Source organism: Parvularcula bermudensis HTCC2503 (genome assembly GCF_000152825.2).
GTDB lineage: Bacteria > Pseudomonadota > Alphaproteobacteria > Caulobacterales > Parvularculaceae > Parvularcula > Parvularcula bermudensis.
The window spans coordinates 114,249-130,809 of the sequence record NC_014414.1 but is presented as its reverse complement, the minus strand read 5'-3'; the positions used below and the strand labels follow the sequence as shown (position 1 = coordinate 130,809).

Annotated in this window: 19 protein-coding genes; 9 read left to right on the top strand and 10 right to left on the bottom strand. The window is 62.6% G+C overall.

Features of this window, described 5'->3' with window-relative positions:
* Positions 1 to 3 precede the first annotated feature (3 nt).
* Both PB2503_RS00635 and PB2503_RS00630 read right to left on the bottom strand, forming a co-directional pair.
* Complete coding sequence (locus PB2503_RS00635) at positions 4 to 738, bottom strand: arginyltransferase (RefSeq protein WP_013299281.1); 735 nt, start codon at positions 736 to 738, stop codon at positions 4 to 6.
* 36 nt (positions 739 to 774) lie between these two features.
* Complete coding sequence (locus PB2503_RS00630; protein WP_013299280.1) at positions 775 to 2,625, bottom strand: SLC13 family permease; 1,851 nt, start codon at positions 2,623 to 2,625, stop codon at positions 775 to 777.
* Between the two features lie 133 nt (positions 2,626 to 2,758).
* Between PB2503_RS00630 and PB2503_RS00625 the strand changes: the two genes are divergently transcribed.
* Positions 2,759 to 3,241 (top strand): flavin reductase family protein, encoded by a 483-nt coding sequence (locus tag PB2503_RS00625; RefSeq protein WP_013299279.1) that lies wholly within the window; start codon positions 2,759 to 2,761, stop codon positions 3,239 to 3,241.
* A gap of 11 nt (positions 3,242 to 3,252) precedes the next feature.
* Here the strand turns inward: PB2503_RS00625 and hemB are convergent, their stop codons facing one another.
* The gene (hemB, locus tag PB2503_RS00620; protein WP_013299278.1) at positions 3,253 to 4,269 is read right to left on the bottom strand and encodes a porphobilinogen synthase; all 1,017 of its coding nucleotides are present in this window, start codon (positions 4,267 to 4,269) and stop codon (positions 3,253 to 3,255) included.
* A 109-nt stretch (positions 4,270 to 4,378) separates the two neighbouring features.
* On the opposite strand from hemB, the gene ldtR reads away from it, so the two are divergent.
* The gene (gene ldtR / locus PB2503_RS00615; protein WP_013299277.1) at positions 4,379 to 4,885 is read left to right on the top strand and encodes a transcriptional regulator LdtR; all 507 of its coding nucleotides are present in this window, start codon (positions 4,379 to 4,381) and stop codon (positions 4,883 to 4,885) included.
* A gap of 43 nt (positions 4,886 to 4,928) precedes the next feature.
* On the opposite strand, the gene PB2503_RS00610 is transcribed toward ldtR, so the two are convergent.
* The 4 genes from PB2503_RS00610 to PB2503_RS00595 are packed head-to-tail and all read right to left on the bottom strand — an operon-like array spanning position 4,929 to position 7,646.
* A complete protein-coding gene (locus tag PB2503_RS00610; RefSeq protein WP_013299276.1) occupies positions 4,929 to 5,639 on the bottom strand; it encodes an SDR family NAD(P)-dependent oxidoreductase in 711 nt (236 codons plus the stop codon).
* Positions 5,626 to 6,054 (bottom strand): HIT family protein, encoded by a 429-nt coding sequence (locus tag PB2503_RS00605; protein WP_013299275.1) that lies wholly within the window; start codon positions 6,052 to 6,054, stop codon positions 5,626 to 5,628. The genes PB2503_RS00610 and PB2503_RS00605 overlap by 14 nt, the downstream gene beginning before the upstream one ends.
* Positions 6,055 to 6,063: 9 nt before the next feature.
* The gene (locus PB2503_RS00600) at positions 6,064 to 6,474 is read right to left on the bottom strand and encodes a hypothetical protein (protein ID WP_013299274.1); all 411 of its coding nucleotides are present in this window, start codon (positions 6,472 to 6,474) and stop codon (positions 6,064 to 6,066) included.
* A complete protein-coding gene (locus PB2503_RS00595) occupies positions 6,471 to 7,646 on the bottom strand; it encodes a GNAT family N-acetyltransferase (RefSeq protein WP_013299273.1) in 1,176 nt (391 codons plus the stop codon). The genes PB2503_RS00600 and PB2503_RS00595 overlap by 4 nt, the downstream gene beginning before the upstream one ends.
* An 83-nt stretch (positions 7,647 to 7,729) precedes the next feature.
* Here PB2503_RS00595 and serS point away from each other — a divergent pair, with 83 nt between their 5' ends.
* From serS to dusA, 4 genes are read left to right on the top strand one after another with little or no spacing between them, the layout of a single operon-like run.
* Positions 7,730 to 9,007, top strand: coding sequence for a serine--tRNA ligase (gene serS / locus PB2503_RS00590; protein ID WP_013299272.1), 1,278 nt, complete (start codon positions 7,730 to 7,732; stop codon positions 9,005 to 9,007).
* Positions 9,004 to 9,240 (top strand): hypothetical protein, encoded by a 237-nt coding sequence (locus PB2503_RS00585; RefSeq protein ID WP_041534841.1) that lies wholly within the window; start codon positions 9,004 to 9,006, stop codon positions 9,238 to 9,240. The genes serS and PB2503_RS00585 overlap by 4 nt, the downstream gene beginning before the upstream one ends.
* 3 nt (positions 9,241 to 9,243) lie before the next feature.
* The gene (gene surE / locus PB2503_RS00580) at positions 9,244 to 10,008 is read left to right on the top strand and encodes a 5'/3'-nucleotidase SurE (protein ID WP_013299271.1); all 765 of its coding nucleotides are present in this window, start codon (positions 9,244 to 9,246) and stop codon (positions 10,006 to 10,008) included.
* Complete coding sequence (gene dusA / locus PB2503_RS00575) at positions 10,005 to 11,012, top strand: tRNA dihydrouridine(20/20a) synthase DusA (RefSeq protein ID WP_013299270.1); 1,008 nt, start codon at positions 10,005 to 10,007, stop codon at positions 11,010 to 11,012. The genes surE and dusA overlap by 4 nt, the downstream gene beginning before the upstream one ends.
* A gap of 13 nt (positions 11,013 to 11,025) precedes the next feature.
* On the opposite strand, the gene PB2503_RS00570 is transcribed toward dusA, so the two are convergent.
* Positions 11,026 to 11,754 (bottom strand): hypothetical protein, encoded by a 729-nt coding sequence (locus PB2503_RS00570; RefSeq protein ID WP_013299269.1) that lies wholly within the window; start codon positions 11,752 to 11,754, stop codon positions 11,026 to 11,028.
* A 207-nt stretch (positions 11,755 to 11,961) separates the two neighbouring features.
* Between PB2503_RS00570 and PB2503_RS13620 the strand changes: the two genes are divergently transcribed.
* From PB2503_RS13620 to PB2503_RS00555, 3 genes are all read left to right on the top strand, one after another.
* The gene (locus PB2503_RS13620) at positions 11,962 to 12,948 is read left to right on the top strand and encodes a lysozyme (RefSeq protein WP_049781950.1); all 987 of its coding nucleotides are present in this window, start codon (positions 11,962 to 11,964) and stop codon (positions 12,946 to 12,948) included.
* Positions 12,945 to 13,367 (top strand): DUF1489 family protein, encoded by a 423-nt coding sequence (locus PB2503_RS00560; RefSeq protein WP_013299267.1) that lies wholly within the window; start codon positions 12,945 to 12,947, stop codon positions 13,365 to 13,367. Before PB2503_RS13620 ends, PB2503_RS00560 begins: the two co-directional genes overlap by 4 nt.
* 95 nt (positions 13,368 to 13,462) lie before the next feature.
* Positions 13,463 to 14,338, top strand: a complete 876-nt coding sequence (locus PB2503_RS00555) for a hypothetical protein (RefSeq protein WP_013299266.1) — start codon at positions 13,463 to 13,465, stop codon at positions 14,336 to 14,338.
* A gap of 107 nt (positions 14,339 to 14,445) precedes the next feature.
* On the opposite strand, the gene PB2503_RS00550 is transcribed toward PB2503_RS00555, so the two are convergent.
* A complete protein-coding gene (locus PB2503_RS00550) occupies positions 14,446 to 15,117 on the bottom strand; it encodes a bactofilin family protein (protein WP_013299265.1) in 672 nt (223 codons plus the stop codon).
* On the bottom strand, positions 15,101 to 16,450 hold the full coding sequence (locus tag PB2503_RS13615; protein WP_013299264.1) for a M23 family metallopeptidase: 1,350 nt from the start codon (positions 16,448 to 16,450) through the stop codon (positions 15,101 to 15,103). Before PB2503_RS13615 ends, PB2503_RS00550 begins: the two co-directional genes overlap by 17 nt.
* Between the last annotated feature and the right edge of the window lie 111 nt (positions 16,451 to 16,561).

The following is a 16,561-nucleotide window of genomic DNA, read 5'->3' as shown; positions in this document are numbered from 1 at the left end:
GCCTTAAGGGCGATTCCTCGGAAGGCGCGGGAGTGTTTGCCATCCCGTCGAGGTCAACGCTTCGAGGGGCGTAAAGCGACGCTTATAGTCCATCTTCCGTGACCCCTCGATCCAATAGCCCAGATAGACATAATCGAGCCCTGTCTCCGCCGCCTCGATAATATGGTCGAGGATCATGAAAGTGCCGGGCGAGCGTTTCGACGCCGCCGGATCGAAAAAGCTGTAGACCATGGAGAGTGCGCCCTCGAACCGATCGCGGAGGCTACAGGCGATCAATTCGCCCCCCTCGCGATATTCCACCACCTCCGTCGATACAGGCGTCTGTTCGACCATGGCGGCGTAATCGAGGGCGGTCATGTCCGCCATTCCCCCCTCGGCATGGCGGGCATCGAGATAGCTTCTCAGCACACCGAATTGTTCGGCGGTGGTCTTGGCGGGCAGAACGGTCCTGACCAGATCACGATTGCGCCCGATCAGTCTTTTCCACCGGCGGGAAGAAAAATCCGCCACGGGAACGCGTACCGACCGACAGGCCCGGCATCGGTCGCAAGCGGGGAGATAGGCGATATTCTGGGATCGCCGAAAGCCCCGCTCGCTCAGATCGGCGTTGACGATTTCGGCGTCCTTGCCGCCGAGGAAAGTGAAGATCTTCCGCTCCTGCCGCCCCGGAAGATAGGGGCAGGGGGTCGGAGACGTCAGGAAGAACTCCTTACTCTCGGATTGAAACGGTTTCGTCATGCACGCTCCCGCTTCTCAAGATCGATGCCGCGGCAATTATCCAACGGGGAGAAGGCCCACAGCTCTGAAATAACTCGGTGCGACAAAAGTAAAGACCAGCCAAAGCAAGAGGATAAGCGGAGTTCCTATCACGATGAAGTCTCGAAAGCGATAATTCCCCGGGGCCATCACCAACAAATTGGTCTGATAGGCCACGGGTGTCGCAAAGGAACAATTCGCCGCGTAGATCACGGTCAGGACCAGCGGCATGGGCGGTATCCCCGCCGCTTGGGCGGCACTGACGGCGATGGGCGTCATCAAGACGGCGGTGGCGTTGTTCGACAGCACATTGGTAAGAAGGGCTGTCAGTAAGAAAAAAGCGGAGAGGAGGACGACCGCGCCATTGGGGCGCTGGCTGAGCGGTTCAAGCAATTGGGAGATATAAATGGCCCCCCCCGTGGCCTGCAGGGCCGTGCCCATGGCGATCGCCGCGCCGACCAGCAAAAAGACGCGACGGTCCACTGCCCGCGAAGCCTGGCGCACATTGAGGCACCCGGTGGCCACCATGGCCGCCGCCCCCACTGTCGCGGCGATGGCGATCGGGAGCAGGCCAAAGGCGACGGTGCCGACAACCCCGACAAAGATCAGGCCGGCAAAGCGGGCGTGATCCGGGTCGGGCAATTGCGTCATCGATTGCTCAAGCATCAGGATGTCCCGGTCACTCCTCAGGCGTCGGATGTCTTGTCGGTCGCCGAGAATGAGCAGCACGTCACCGGCGTCGAGGCGAATGTCCTGAATATCGCCCCGCATCATCCGACTACGGCGTTGAATACCTAGGATCACACAATTGGTCTGGAACCGGAACCGGATCTGATTGATCGAGCGGCCGATGATACGCGAGCCTGGGGCCACTACCGCCTCAATGAGGCTCAATTCTCCGGTCCCGCCCTCGGGGGGGGAGACTTCGGATAAAAAGCTCGCGCGCAACCCAACATTACTCTTGAGCAGCTTGGTCAGCGTTTCTCGCGTGGCGGCAATGACGACCTTGTCCCGCAGGCGCAAGGTGGTGTCGTCAAAGGGCGGCAAGATGAGGTCATCGCCGCGCTGGACCAGGCGCACCGTCACATCTTTGAGGCTGGGGAACTGACCGGCGGCGGCGGTCTCTCCGATCAGCGGGCTGCCGCGCTCCAGAGTAATCTGCGCAAGGAACTGACGCCCGTCAGCGGTCGCCTGGATCTCCCCCAATCGGTTGGGGAGAAAGTACCGCGTCGCAATGGCGAGATATCCAAGACCGACAACGGCAAGGACCAGGCCCAGAGGGGCCAGGGCGAAAAGGCCGATGGCTTCGCCTGTCTCCTGCTCGAAGATTTCGACGGCGAGGAGGTTGGTCGACGACCCGATGGTGGTCAGCATCCCGCCGAGGATCGACACGAAGCTCAACGGCATCATCAGCCGGGACGGCGCGATTTTGGACTGAACCGCCATGGCCGAAATGATGGGGACGAACATCACCACCACGGGGGTATTGTTCAAGAACGCGCTGACCGTGATCACGAACATGAACATGCTGGAGACGGCCAGTTTGGGCGCCCGGTCGAACAACCGCAGCAGCATTCGCGTCGGTAATTCGAGGGCCCCAGACTGGTACATCCCCTGCCCGACGATCAGAAGACCGAGGATCGCAAAGAGGGCGGGGCTGGCAAAGCCGGAGAGCAGGCTCTCAGAACTCAGCCGATTGGCTTCGTCCGGGCCATAAACGGGGAAAAAGTGGAAGAAGACGAGCAGCCCGGCAATCACCCAGCCGCTGACCACCTCAAGGCTGACGCGGTCGCTCGAATACGCCACGATCGCGGCGAAAATCGTCCCGAACACGACCCACATTTGCCATGTGACGACAAGACCTTCCATTACGTCCCTAGCCAATCTGCCGAAATCCGGTGCCGTTCTGTTTGGGGGGGATCGCGTCGAAAAGCCATAATCCTGCAGGGGGTTTTCGCAAACGACGTTTGTCCTTGGGCTTGGCGTCGTCTAATCCGTCGCGATGAATGATCCATTCCTCGATCTTAAGGCCGCATTCTCTCGATATCCTACGGGGGTCACGGTGGTCAGCTGCCTCCCTGCAAAGGGCGGGCCTGTGGCCATTACCGTTAATAGTTTTACCAGCGTTTCCCTGGATCCCAGCCTTGTTCTTTGGTGTATAGAGCGGCGGGCCAGCGTGTTCGAGGCCTTTGCCGAGAGCGAAGCCTATGCGGTGAGTGTTCTCGCCGCCGATCAGCAATCCATCTCGAACCAGTTTGCCACGCCCGGCCGGCACAGCTTTCCGGCCGAGACGGGGGAGGTGGCGATCACCGGCTGTCCCCTCGTCAGGGGCCGGGTGGCAGGCTTCGATACCAAGATCGTAACGCGGCATGAGGCAGGCGACCATGTCATCTTGATCGGCGAAGTCGTCCATTTCGACAGCCGGGAAGGCGCCCCCCTCGTCTATGCAGGGCGACATTATTTCTCCGGTCCGGTCATCAGCTAAGTGTGGAGGGGTCAGGACGGCAGCCCATCTGACAGCCACCGTGCCGCCTCGTCGGCATAGTAACTGAAGATCATATCGGCCCCGCCGCGTTTGAGGCAGATCAGCGCTTCGAGGGCGGCCGGGGCGAAGGCAAAGGCCCCCTGATCGGCCGCACAGCGCAGCATGGCATATTCGCCGGAGACCTGGAACGCCGCGACCGGCAGGCCGAAAGTCGCCTTCACCGCGGCGATACGGTCGAGATAGGGCAGGCCCGGCTTGACCATCAGGATGTCGGCGCCTTCGGCACAATCGAGGGCGGCCTCTTTCAGGGCCTCGTCAGCATTCCGCGGATCCATCTGATAGGTCGCTTTGTCCCCCAACAGGACGCCGCGGGACCCGATGGCATCGCGATAGGGGCCGTAAAAGCGCGACGCGTATTTGACCGCGTAGGACAGGATCAGTCGATCGGTGTAGCCGTCATCGTCGAGGCGCCGGCGGATGGCGCCGACCCGTCCGTCCATCATGTCGGAAGGGGCAAGGGTATCGAACCCCGCTTGGGCAAGCAGCGCGGCCTGGTCGCACAGGACAGCAACTGTCTCATCATTGAGGATCTCGCCGTCGGCAAGAAGCCCATCATGGCCGTGATCGGTGTAGGGGTCGAGGGCCACATCGGCGATTAACCCGATGGAAGGCAGCGATGCTTTGATCCCCCGGGCGGCACGGCACATCAAATTGTCGGCATCAAGGGCCGCCTCCCCCCCCGGTGACCGACTGTCGGGGCCGGTAAACGGAAAGAGCGCTAGAGCCTTGATCCCCGCTTCCCAGGCGATTTCGGCCCGTGTCACCACCTCGTCGACCGTATGGCGTGCGATCCCCGGCATAGCCGGGATCGGGCCGGCGGCGGCTGTTTCGTCCCGCAAAATGAGGTTCAGCACCAAATCCTGAGGTCTGAGCGCGGTTTCCGCCACAAGGTCACGGATCCACGGGGCGCTGCGTAATCGACGCGGACGGGTGGAGGGGAAACGACCGGGAAAAACGTAAGCGGGCATGGGATCCTTGGTTTCGGAAGTGTGAGTTGTTTGTACTCACATTTTTACCGGGGTTTAGTGTCCGTTCGCTAGACCGTCTTATGCTTAAGTCCAACCGAGAGTTCTAGTTATGCAAGCCGGGCTAGCCTTCCCCAATAAAGATCAGGATGATCTGCTTGATATTCATTCGTGTTATCTGCGGCTGTTAACCCTGATCGAGCGCCTTCACCGGCAATTGCTCGAGGTCATCAAAGATGAGCTGGAGCGCGAGAGCCTTGACGATATTAACGCCGTCCAGGCGCTGCTCCTCTACAATATCGGGGATGCAGAATTGACCGCAGGCGAGTTGCGGACACGGGGGCACTATCTGGGCTCGAACGTGTCCTACAATCTGAAGAAATTGGTCGATACGGGATACATCTCCCATAAACGGTCCGATGCGGACCGGCGGTCCGTGCGGGTGTCCCTTACGGATAAGGGGTTCGAGATCCGCGAGATCATTGGCGGCCTTTTCGAGCGTCACCTGAACTCGGTGGAAAAGGTGGGCGATGTCCATGCCGAGATGATGGACACCACCAATACGACCCTCGAACGCCTTGAGCGCTTCTGGGCCGACCAGATCCGCTTTCAACTATAATTGACCCTCAGGACCCCAAGGGCGCGCCCGCGCCCCTGGGGCCTCAGGCCGAGAAGGTCACCAGCTGACCGTGACGGTCTTCTTCGGGAGAGAGAAGGTCGAGGACCAGTGGAGCCAGTGCTGCGGGGGGCGGCAGGCTCGCTGGATCCTCCCCCGGCATGGCTTTCTCCCGCATGGCCGTGCGCATTGGACCTGGGTTGACGAGATTGACCCTGAGGGCGCTCTCCTCCGTCTCCGCCGCATAGGTCAGAAAGACCGCTTCGAAGGCCGCTTTGCTCGCCGAATAAGGGCCCCAAAAGGGTTTGAACTTCCGCGCACGACTTGAGGTGATCCCGACCACCCGTCCCGCCGCCGATTGACGGAGGAGGGGATCAAGGCCTGTCAGCAAGAATGCATTCGCCGTGACATTGAGGGCCATCGTGCGGTCCCACATCTTCTCTTGAATGTCCGCAATCGGTGTCAGATCGCCGAGACTCCCGGCATTGGCGACGAACCCGTCGAGGCGACCGAACCGCGCCGCCAACGCTTCGGGCAATCGGGCCATGGCCTCGCGATCGGTCAGATCGGCGGGGATCATCGTCACCCGGCCCCCGGCGGCGGTAATCTCGTCGTCGAGGGCTTCGAGGGCCCCTTGGGTGCGGGCAAGCGCGATGGGGTGATGACCCGCCGCCGCCAGGGCGACGGTCAGGGCCCGGCCAATGCCGCGGGACGCGCCGGTCACGAGGATAAGGCGTAGTTGATCAGAGGGCGGCACGGATGTCCTCCGCCAGCGCGCTCAGGGTCTCAGGGTCTGCCTGGCCTTGGCCATGGGGGCCGGGGGCCTGATCCGCCCATATCGGCAGAATGTGAAAATGGATGTGAAAGACCGATTGGCCCGCCGCGCTGCCGTTGAATTGCATCAATCGAATGCCATCGGGCTGCAAAGCGCGGTGGACGGCCCGCGCAATGCGCTGGGTCTCCGCGATCAAGGCGGCGAGGGGGGCCTCGCCGATCTCTAACAGATTGGTGGCCTGTGACTTGGGGATCACGAGACTGTGGCCCTTCGTCTGGGGAAAGGCGTCCATAAAGGCGAGGGTGTCATCGGTCTCGGCAATCACCGCAGCCGGAATATCGCCGCGAAGGATCTTCGCGAAGACATTCTCGGGGTCGTAGGGGGTCGAAAGGTCCATAGCCACTCCTTACGGGGCCTGCTGTTTATGGCCGCAGGTGCCGCAACGCAATTCCTTGCCGGCCCGGGAAAAGGGAAAGAGGGCCCCGGTCAGCAGCAAAAGAGCCGGAAGCAGCCGGTGCCGACGGCGGCGCAGCGGGCCGCCGCATTGCGGGCAACGATCGGGAGCGCCGTCACTTCTCTCAGCCGGGGGCGTGTCGGGCGAGGAGGAAGCTGCCGCAATGGTATTGAGGGCGATACGCGCCATATGCGCGTCCCGTTGATCGGCGAGCAGACGATAGCCGCCGAGCCCGATGCGCAAATGGGGCTGGGCTGCGAGGGTGGCTTCATCCGCCAGGTGGACGCTGAGCCCCTGCGCACGGAGAAAGCCCGCGGCGATCAGGGCCTCCTCGGGGTCGTAGAACCGCGCGATTTCCTTCACGGCCCCTCGGTTTTCTTGAACGGGGTAAAATCGGACAGATAGGAGATGGCGTCTTGGACCTCGCGCCTCTCAGCGTCGAGAAAGCGCTCCACCGCCTCCCGAAAGGAAGGGTTCGGAAGGTAATGCGCAGAATAGGTGGTCACCGGACGATAGCCACGGGCGATCTTGTGTTCGCCTTGGGCGCCGGCATCGACAAAGCGGAGACCGTGCTGGAGCGCGAAATCGATGGCCTGATAGTAGCAGACCTCGAAATGAAGAAACGGGACGTGCTCGGTACACCCCCAATATCGGCCATAAAGCGTATCCCCGCCGATAAAATTCATCGCCCCGGCAATCGCTTGGCCGGCCCGCTTGGCGAAGACGAACAGGATCTCATCCGCCATCACCTCGGCGATCATCGAGAAAAAGCTGCGGGTCAGATAGGGGGTGCCCCATTTGCGGGCACCGGTATCCTGATAGAACGTCCAGAAATGATCGAGGACATCTTCGGTAATCCCGCTGCCGGTGATCCATTCGATCTCGATCCCGGCTTCGGCGATGGCGGCGCGCTCCTTCCGCAACCCCTTTCGCTTGCGGGAGGCGAGGGCGGAGAGGAAGCCGTCCCAATCGCCAAACCCTTCGTCCTCGAACCGATATTGCGTGCCCGTCCTGATGAGATAACCGGCGGCCCGCAATCGCTCGACCTCCTCGGGTACGGGAAAGGTGATGTGAAGGGAGGAAAGGCCGAGTTGGTCGGTCGCCTGGGCGGCGCCCTCGATGAGGAGGCGTTCGGCGTCGGCTGTCGCGGCGTGGAGACGGGGGCCCGTGGCGGGGGTGAAGGGGATACCGGCGAGGAATTTGGGGTAGTAGCGTCCCCCCGCCCGGTCATAGGCGTCGGCCCAGCCGTGGTCGAAGACGAATTCGCCGCGGCTATGAGCTTTGAGATAGAGCGGCATGACCCCCACCATTTCCGCTCCCCGCTTGACCACCAGATGTCGAGGGCCCCAGCCGGTTTCGGGACGCACGGCCGCCGATCGCTCGAGCACCTCAAGGAAATCCCATTTGGCAAAGGGATAGGAAGGGCGGTCCGCCCTCTGGGTCAGGGCATCCCATGATCCCTTGTCGATCTCGGCCATTGCGGGAACGAGGTCGATCGTGGGGGCGGGGGAGGATCCATCGGCCATGGGTCCCATATAGCCCTCTTCACGGCCATGCCGACGCTTGCGGGGCGAGATGATGCCACTATGGTGCGGGCCAAGCGCAAAAGGCGGAAAGAATGCACGATATTCGGGCCATTAAGGACGATCCCGACGGGTTCGATGCGGCGATGTCGCGCCGCGGGGTTGCCATCAAAGCGGCGGATCTGATCGCCCTTGATGAGCGGCGGGTGGCCAATACCAAAGCAATGAACGAGGCCCAGGCCGCCCAGAAACAGGCGTCAAAGGCAATCGGGCAAGCCATGGGGGCGGGCGACCAGGCGAAGGCCGAAGCGCTCAAGGCGGAGGTCGCCGCCCTCAAAGCCAGCGTTCAGGAGCGTGAAGCCGACGACAGGCGGTTGTCCGATGAGTTGCGGGCGGCCTTGCTGCCCATCCCCAATCGCCTGGCGCCCGATGTGCCCGACGGGGAGAGCGAAGACGACAATGTCGAGATCCGCCGGTGGGGCACCCCGCCGGATATCGCAACCCCGCAGGATCACGTCGATCTTGGCGAGGGACTTGGTCAGATGGATTTCGAGACGGCCGCCAAGATATCCGGGTCGCGATTTGCCCTCTTAACGGGGGATCTCGCCCGATTGGAGCGGGCCCTCGCCACCTTCATGCTCGATTTGCACCGCCATGAGTTCGGCTACATCGAGGTCAGCCCGCCGGTTCTCGTGCGGGACGACGCGTTGGTTGGCACGGGGCAATTGCCGAAATTCGAGGAAGACCTCTTCAAAACCACCTCGGGGCATTACCTGACCCCCACCGCCGAGGTTCCGCTCACCAATCTTGTCCGGGACAGCTTGCTTGAGGAAGACAGCTTGCCGCGCCGATATACGGCGTACACGCCCTGTTTCCGCTCCGAAGCCGGATCGGCCGGGCGTGACACCCGCGGCATGATCAGGCTCCACCAATTCAGCAAGGTCGAACTGGTCTCGATTACGACCCCAGAGGAGGGCCATCAGGAACATGAGCGGATGACACAGGCGGCTGAGACGGTTCTCCAGCGCCTCGATCTGCCCTATCGGGTCGTCACGCTCTGCGCCGGCGATATCGGCTTCGGCGCCCTCAAGACCTATGATCTTGAGGTCTGGCTGCCCGCTCAGAATACCTATCGAGAGATTTCCTCCTGCTCCTATGTTGGCGACTTTCAGGCGCGACGCATGAATGCCCGGTTCCGGCGGGAGGGGGAGAAAAAGCCGCTTTACGTGCATACCCTCAACGGGTCGGGGCTGGCAGTGGGACGGACCTTGGTCGCCGTCCTTGAAAATTATCAGGAGGCCGACGGGGCCATTCGTGTGCCCGACGCGCTTCAACCCTATATCGGTCAGAGCCGAATAGAGAGAGCGTCATGATCGTGCCGATGCCGCCGGGCCGCGATGGGGGAATGAGCAAACGGACCCTGATCTTGGTCGGGCTGGCGGTGAGCGCCCTTGCCGCGGCGGCGGCCCTCGGGCTTCAGCGGGATACCGACCGTGTCCTTCAGCGCGAGGCGGAACGGGTCTGCGGCAAAGGCAATGTGGCCGATATCGGCCCGGACGGGATCCGTTGCGACCTCTCTGCGGCCCCCCGTTCAGACGGAGACTGATCAGTGCGTATTTTGTGCTCGAACGATGACGGTATTCACTCCCCCGGCCTTGCGGCGCTGGAGGATATTGCCAGGACCCTGTCAGACGATGTCTGGACGGTCGCGCCGGAAATCGATCAATCCGGTATGTCGCGGTCGATCACGCTCACCCGACCCCTCAGGATACGGAAGGAAGGCGACCAGCGCTTCGCTGTGGATGGGACGCCGACGGATTGCGTCCAACTCGCGGTGGGGCATCTTCTCGACCGTCGCCCCGACCTCGTCCTTTCCGGGGTCAATAACGGGCATAATCTCGCCGAAGATGTCTCTTTTTCGGGCACGATCGCCGTTGCGCTGCACGGCATGACCTACAAAATTCCCTCGGTCGCCTTTTCCCAGGCACGCATGGATCGTAACAAACCGCGTTGGGATACGGCGAGGGCCTGGGGCCCCAAAGTCTTGAAACGGCTTCTCGATGTGGGGTGGCCTGACGATGTCGTGATGAACGTCAATTTTCCCAATCGTGGACCGGAGGAGGTCGGCGGCGTTGCCGTTTGTCATCAGGGACGGCGAGCGAATGTTGAGCTGTATGCCGAGGAACGGACCGATCTTCGCCAACGCCGCTATTACTGGTTCGGTTTTCAGGGGACGCCCGAAGAGCCGCCGGCGGGCACCGACCTCCGGGCGATCTATGATGGCCTGGTTGCCGTCACGCCGCTGCACCTGGCTTTTACCCATGAGCCGACGATGCCGGCCCTTGAAAAGGCCCTCGACGACCTTGCGGAATGAGCCCCAAGGACGGTCATCATAGCCATCGGTTCTGCGTCGCGCCGATGATCGACTGGACCGACCGCTATTGTCGGTGGGTCCACCGTTTGTTGTCGGCAAAGGCGCGGCTTTACACCGAAATGGTCGTGGACGAAGCGATCCTGCATGGCGATCGGGATCGCCTGCTGGGCTTTGATTCCGCCGAGCATCCCGTTGCCTTGCAAATCGGCGGGAGCGACCCGCGCAAGCTGGCCGAGGTCGCCGCCATCGGCGCGCAAGCGGGGTATGATGAGATCAATCTCAATGTCGGTTGCCCTTCCGACAGGGTGCAGTCGGGGCGGTTCGGCGCCTGTCTGATGGCGGAGCCGGAGACGGTGGCGGAGGGGGTGCGCGCCATGGCCGCGGCGGTTCCTTGCGAGGTGACGGTCAAGTGCCGCATCGGCATCGACGATCAGTCCCCTGAAGAGGCGTTGCCCCGCTTTTTGGACGCCGTTGAAGCGGCCGGCGTCAGAACCGTGATCGTCCATGCCCGGAAGGCTTGGCTTGAGGGGCTGAGCCCGAAGGAGAACCGCACCATCCCCCCCCTCGATTACGATCTGGTGGTGCGGGAGGCGCAGCGACGTCCCGCCCTGTCGTTCATTCTCAATGGCGGTCTTGCGGGGGGCGCGGCGGCCGAGCGATGGCTCACCACCTTCCCAGGGGTCATGCTGGGGCGGGCGGCCTATGAGCAGCCCTTCCTCCTCAGTGAGGTCGATCAGCGCCTGTTCGGCGCCCCCCCGGCGGCGCGCTCACGCCTTGAAATCGTCGAGGCGGTGGCCGACCGGGCGGCAGCGGAGGCGGTCCCGATTTGGCGTTATGCGCGGCATATGCTCGGGCTCTATCATGGACAGCCAGGGGCGAAGACATGGCGCCGTCAGCTCTCTGAGGAGGGGCGATCGGCAAAAGCGTGCCCGGCCTGGCTCGTCGATGTGGCTGAGACGGTGTCGGCAAAAGCTGAGGCACCCGACCGGGCGCCTGTTGCTTAATGGGCGTTGTCGCCTAAAGGGCGCTGTAATCAGACCCCGGATCACCCGCAGGGGGCTCCGGCCCAAAACCGCCGGGGATCAGCGGTCCACCGAAGCTGGGGTCGAGATAGCTGATATCAATGGCGGTCGCCGTTGGCGGGACGACCGGCGTCGGCTGGCCGGCAAAGGCCACCTGGGTCGCCTGAGGCAGACACGGATTGACGGGGGCGAACGCGTTCACCGCTGTCCCCGGCCCGACATAGGGGGTGCCGTCCGCCTTGGTGCAGGGGTCGAAGACCTTGGTGGGCGAGGCTTCGGTATAATACCGTCCGTCATCTCGCTTTGCGAGGCGCACAGGATTCGCCGAGTAATAGGTGCCATCATCCCGCTTCGCCAGGCGCACGGGGTTTTTGGTGAAGCTGTTTGTCGGTGTCTCTCCCTCTTCAGGGGAAGAGGTGTCGCCTTCGGCGGAGGCTTGCCCATCGGCCGCGGTCGCCTCGGTGGATGAGCTATCCGCCGCCGCGACATCGACCGCGCTGGCCTCGTCTTCACCGGGCAGGGTCGCGCCCAATTGCGACAGATCCTGTGTCTCAGTGGGAGACTCGTCGGTCGTCGCCGTGTTCTCAGCGGTCATGTCGGCCGCCGCCGTTTCATCGGCAATGGGCGCCGTCTCATCGGTCATTTGGACAACGCCGTACCCCGCCAGGGCGCCGAGGCCGCCAATGGCCAGGAGAGCAAGGGAACGCAATACATTGTTTCGCATGCCAGAGAGTCTCGACCTTATCTGCAATCGCCCCGTTGGCGACCGGTTAAGATACTGCAAACACTAGGCCAATTATATAGGAGTGTCACGTCACTGCGGCCAGAAGGTTAATGTCCCTGTCTGTTCAAGCGGGCGGGCCCGTGGTACCTCTTAACATCGGTGTTAGATATCTCCGATCTGCGGGGGGTGCAGGGTGAGTTCTCGACCATGAAGACGGGTCAGACCGGGCTGAATTTGATCAAAGCCTATGAGGGCTTGCGGCTGACAGCGCAGGCCGAGCCCGCGCTGCCGGACGGCGAACGGCTTTGGTCGGTTGGCTATGGTCACCGTAAAACGGCCGCTCAAGGCATGACGGTCACCGAAAAGGAGGCCGCGCGGCTGCTCGCCGATGACATTGGCCCGATCGAAGGGCTGATCCAATCGACGGTACGTTGCCCCCTCAACCAGAACGAACACGACGCCCTTGTCTCTTTGATCTTCAATATCGGGGAGGAGAATTTTCGCCGCTCGACGGTGCTCGCCAAGCTGAACGATGGCGACAAGCTCGCCGCGGCGGACGCTATTGAGCGGTGGAGCCGGGCGCGGGTCGATGGTCGCTTGGTGAAGCTCGATGGCCTGGTCCGCCGCCGGGCCGCGGAGAAATCGCTTTTCCTCATGCCCACCGACGCGGAATTGGTGGTGCCCACGTCGGAAATCAGCCCTGCGGCCGAATGTGATGGGGCGATCCGAGAGGCGGCGGAGGTCACCAATGCGCCGCTATTTGATTTCGATGCCTTCCGTCGCAGCCGGGACAAAAACCTCACGCCGGAGGAGCGGGAAATGCGGCTCCAGGCCCTCTTCCACGCCCAACAGGCGCTGACCGGTGACCCGAGTAAGATGATCATTTCCAAGGCCGAGGAGCGTGAAGATATCGGGGTGACCATCGGGGCGGCGGTGGCGGGCCTGATGATCCTGTTCGTCATCGGTCTCAGCGGTGTCCTGCTGATTGACCAATCCTGGCCTGGCCTGTTGACGCCCCTGGGCCTCGATGCGGCCATGATGGACAGGGTGCATGCCGAACTTCCCCTCTGGCTGATGGGGGCAGGGGGCGTGGCCTTCTATTTCATCGCCTATGTCATTGCGAAGCGGGCGTCGCGGCATAGTATGAAGCGGCGACGGGCCGTCGAGGTGGCGCGGGTTTACGGCCGGTCTTGACCCTTCATCTCATGAAATTGGCGGTGGGGATCGACGATCTCGAAGCGCTCAGCATCCGTCAGCGGCAGTTGCGTCGCCATGGCGGTCGCCCCAATCCCTTTCACATCACGCGCATGATGCCGCGCCGGGCCAGCGAGATCCTGTCGGGCGGCTCGCTCTATTGGGTGATCAAGGGGCACTTCGCCTGCCGTCAGGGAATTGTGGGGATCGAGCGCGTCACCCTTGATGATGGACGCGCGGCCTGTCGCCTCGACCTCGATCCGACCTTGATCCCCGTGCGGGCCCTTGCACGGCGGCCTTTTCAAGGCTGGCGTTACCTCGCCGGGGAGGACGCCCCAAAGGATATGTCGTCGGACGATCAGGGCGCGCGCCTGCCCGCTGAGCTGCGGGTGTCTCTTTCCGACCTTGGCCTTCTCTGACCAAGGCTTGCGGCGCCAAGGCGGTCGCATCCTGCCGCGCTTATCGCTATGAAGAAACAGGGGCTTGGGACCCTTTTGGGGGAGGTGAGGGGCATATGCGGAAGGAAGCAGTGATCATTCTGGCCATGGGGCTTGTCGCGACGATCGGGTTGCGAGTGGCCCTCCAGGGCGGCACGGACCGAGCCGATCATCGCACGCCGCGCGGTGGCGATGCGGAGGCGAGGGAAGAGGGGGGAGTGTTTTCTCCCTATAAGGAGAATGGCGGAGAGATTTTTGTCGTCGATCTGAAGGCGGATCTTCCGGCGGCGAAGGCGGGCGCTGTCGGTGAAACCGAGGTGGAGGTGACCCTGTGCCTGCCCGATACTTTACCGGGCGGGGCCTGTGCGTCGCGGAGCTCGCTGCTCTCCTCTCCACCGGAGCCGACCGATATGCTGACGGCGGATGGACAGCGGCGGCCCGTGACCGCCTCGCTTGTCCACCCCACTGATTATGAAGCGCCGGTGAGAATGGTGCGAACCTGTGAGCAATTTGCCGAGCTGTGGGCGGAGGGATGGGGAGGGCTGACAACCGCCGACCGCGCCGATGAAGCTCGGTTCCTGCGATATTGCGGATTACGGCGTCTGGCAGCCCTGGCCCAACCTGCTGAGCGGAGCCGCTTTGACGGGACCCCCCTGGGGGCGCTGCTCGAAGACGTTCCCGAAGCGGACTGGCCAACCCTTCCCGATGAGCGGGCCATGCGCCCTGCGATCACGGCCCTAGAGGGGACGCCGCCTCGATGGTCGGCCCAGAGCGCTGCCCTCGATATGCGGATCACCGATATTGGCCACGCCGATTTCGACGATGACGGCGACGGCGAGCATCTCTTGTTTCTCGCGGGGCGGATGCGTGGCGGGACCTTGGGGTTTTCAACCTTTGCCCTTTTGGAAAACACGGCGGATGGGGGGCGCCTGCGGCGGATCGATTTCCGGTAGAGCCATTTCGCGACTCCGATTGATCGATATGGCTCTCATGGTCGCTGGCGCCTCGCCTGAGGAGTGATCCCCTCGGCGATTCATCAGTCGTGAGGCAATCGGGCGGGTTAGCGCAGCGTTGCCGCGTTGGTTGGACGTTTGACAAATTGCCGTTGGCTGCCCTGGGTCGTCGTCCCGCTGGTCAGCGGCGTGGGACGACGGCGCGGCGGCGCTGCGCTCTCAAGACGATTGGTATCGGGCGCCGCCAGTGATGGCCGTGTGCCCCCGGCTTCCGTCGGCTGGGCATTGTCCGCAGGCGGACTTGAGAGTGCCAGTTGCGGTGTCACCGTGCCGAGCGGCTCATCGCTATACTGACATTTCCCTTCGAAGCGGGCGCCGCTTTCGATCATCAGCGATTTGTGAGTGATGTCACCGGTGACGATGGCGGTATTGGCCATTTCGACCTCGATCGCCTTGATCGCCCCTTTGACCGTGCCGGAAATCCGCACCTTTTCAGCGGTGATTTCCCCTTCGACGCTGGCCCCGTCCCCCACGATCAGTGTCTTTGCGTGGATATCGCCTTCGAGTTGCCCGTCATATTGCACCTCTCCGGTGCTCTCGATGACACCGCGAATGGCCATATCGCCGCTGATGATCGAGGGGACGCTGGGGCCACGATTGGTACGCTGGGTCTTTGGCTTGGCGGAGGCTTTACGCGACGGCTGGGAGGGGTCGGGTACCTCGTCAGGAAGGGACGAGGGCTCCTGCGCCCGGCGCTGACTCTTAACTCTCGAAAACATACCGTCCCGCCTCGATAAATTTCAGGGGATCAACCTGCCGTCCCCGATAGTGAATTTCGTAGTGCAGGTGGGTCCCTGTCGACCGGCCGGTGCTGCCCATAAGGCCGACGACATCGTGCAACTCAACGACATCCCCCGCTTTGACCTTAATGCGGTTCATATGGGCGAAGCGCGTTTTGAACCCGTTGCCATGGTCGATTTCGACGGTCCGTCCAAACCCACTGCGCCAGCCGGCAAAAGTGACCTTACCAGGCGCGGTCGCCAAAAGGGGGCTGTTCCGCGGGGCGGCGAAATCGAGGCCCTTATGGGCGGCCCTGACATTGCGACGCATCGGATCCCACCGGATCCCGAAACGGGACGTCATGCGGTGAGGCACTTTGAGCGGTTGAGAGAGCGGGACGGCGGACAGGGCTTCGTTAAGGGTCACCAGCTCGGTGAAGGTATCGTGGACCCGCGCGGCACTGCGAAAATAAGCCGTGGGGTCGGTTGGGGACGCGTCACTCCCGAGATCGGCGGGAATGAACGGCCCCCCTTGCCCGATAAAGCTGCCGTCATCAGTGGGGGCCGGCGCGACAGCGGAATATTGGGCGTCGGCAGTGGATTGCCGAACGGAAGAGACCATCGGGGAGAGGTCGACCCCGGTATGTCCCAAAATACGCTGACGCTCGCGAATAGCCCGCCGCATATCTTCTTCGAGGCTGGCCATCAGCACCACTTGGCGGGCGGAAAGGGCGGCGGAGTCCTGGCGTACCCGCTGCAACACCGCATCGTCGATCCCGGCGGCGACCCTGTTCCCCTGAACGGAATTCAGTGCCTCCTCCCGCAGGGCGGAAATGCGGGATTGCCTTGGCGTCGGTTCGCGACCGACCGGATCGATCATCAAGCGATTGGTCGACTGACGACGGGTTCCCCCGGGGGCGCCCGCGGCGGAGAGGTTCTCGGCCAGGGCCTGGAAACGACGATCCACGGCCGCCTTGTTCTCGACTAAGGATCTGAGGGCTTCATATTCGCGGGTCAGGCCGGTGATGGCCGCGTCGAATTCCCGCTCATAGGCGTAATTGAGGGCTTGGATTTCTTCATAGGCGCCTTCGGCGGTCTGCAATCGCCGCCGATAGGCCGCTTCTTGATCCCGTCGCTCCTGATCCTTGGCGACGATGATCTGTTCCTTAAAGACGACATTGACCGACGCATAGGCGACCCAGAGCAGGGCCGTGCCCAGAATGGTCGCCATGGCGATTTGAGTGCGCGCCGACAGCTTGATAAAGCGAACGACGCCTTCAGAACGATGATAAATCTGCCGCTCACGGAAAAAACGTCCGATCTTGCGACCCATTCGGCCTGAATCTCGGCCCATTATTTGGCCCCCGTAGGCTGGCGACTGATGCGTACCTCAATCGGTACACAAAAAGCAGGCCAGAACCCATTTACCCTGACTGTTACAATA

What these genes read in the sequence shown, in the direction of transcription:
- PB2503_RS00635 (WP_013299281.1), bottom strand. Translation starts at nt 738, where the DNA reads ATGACGAAACCGTTTCAATCCGAGAGTAAGGAGTTCTTCCTGACGTCT.
- PB2503_RS00630 (WP_013299280.1), bottom strand. Translation starts at nt 2,625, where the DNA reads ATGGAAGGTCTTGTCGTCACATGGCAAATGTGGGTCGTGTTCGGGACG.
- PB2503_RS00625 (WP_013299279.1), top strand. Translation starts at nt 2,759, where the DNA reads ATGAATGATCCATTCCTCGATCTTAAGGCCGCATTCTCTCGATATCCT.
- hemB (WP_013299278.1), bottom strand. Translation starts at nt 4,269, where the DNA reads ATGCCCGCTTACGTTTTTCCCGGTCGTTTCCCCTCCACCCGTCCGCGT.
- ldtR (WP_013299277.1), top strand. Translation starts at nt 4,379, where the DNA reads ATGCAAGCCGGGCTAGCCTTCCCCAATAAAGATCAGGATGATCTGCTT.
- PB2503_RS00605 (WP_013299275.1), bottom strand. Translation starts at nt 6,054, where the DNA reads ATGGACCTTTCGACCCCCTACGACCCCGAGAATGTCTTCGCGAAGATC.
- PB2503_RS00595 (WP_013299273.1), bottom strand. Translation starts at nt 7,646, where the DNA reads ATGGGACCCATGGCCGATGGATCCTCCCCCGCCCCCACGATCGACCTC.
- serS (WP_013299272.1), top strand. Translation starts at nt 7,730, where the DNA reads ATGCACGATATTCGGGCCATTAAGGACGATCCCGACGGGTTCGATGCG.
- PB2503_RS00585 (WP_041534841.1), top strand. Translation starts at nt 9,004, where the DNA reads ATGATCGTGCCGATGCCGCCGGGCCGCGATGGGGGAATGAGCAAACGG.
- dusA (WP_013299270.1), top strand. Translation starts at nt 10,005, where the DNA reads ATGAGCCCCAAGGACGGTCATCATAGCCATCGGTTCTGCGTCGCGCCG.
- PB2503_RS00570 (WP_013299269.1), bottom strand. Translation starts at nt 11,754, where the DNA reads ATGCGAAACAATGTATTGCGTTCCCTTGCTCTCCTGGCCATTGGCGGC.
- PB2503_RS13620 (WP_049781950.1), top strand. Translation starts at nt 11,962, where the DNA reads ATGAAGACGGGTCAGACCGGGCTGAATTTGATCAAAGCCTATGAGGGC.
- PB2503_RS00555 (WP_013299266.1), top strand. Translation starts at nt 13,463, where the DNA reads ATGCGGAAGGAAGCAGTGATCATTCTGGCCATGGGGCTTGTCGCGACG.
- PB2503_RS00550 (WP_013299265.1), bottom strand. Translation starts at nt 15,117, where the DNA reads ATGTTTTCGAGAGTTAAGAGTCAGCGCCGGGCGCAGGAGCCCTCGTCC.
- PB2503_RS13615 (WP_013299264.1), bottom strand. Translation starts at nt 16,450, where the DNA reads ATGGGTCGCAAGATCGGACGTTTTTTCCGTGAGCGGCAGATTTATCAT.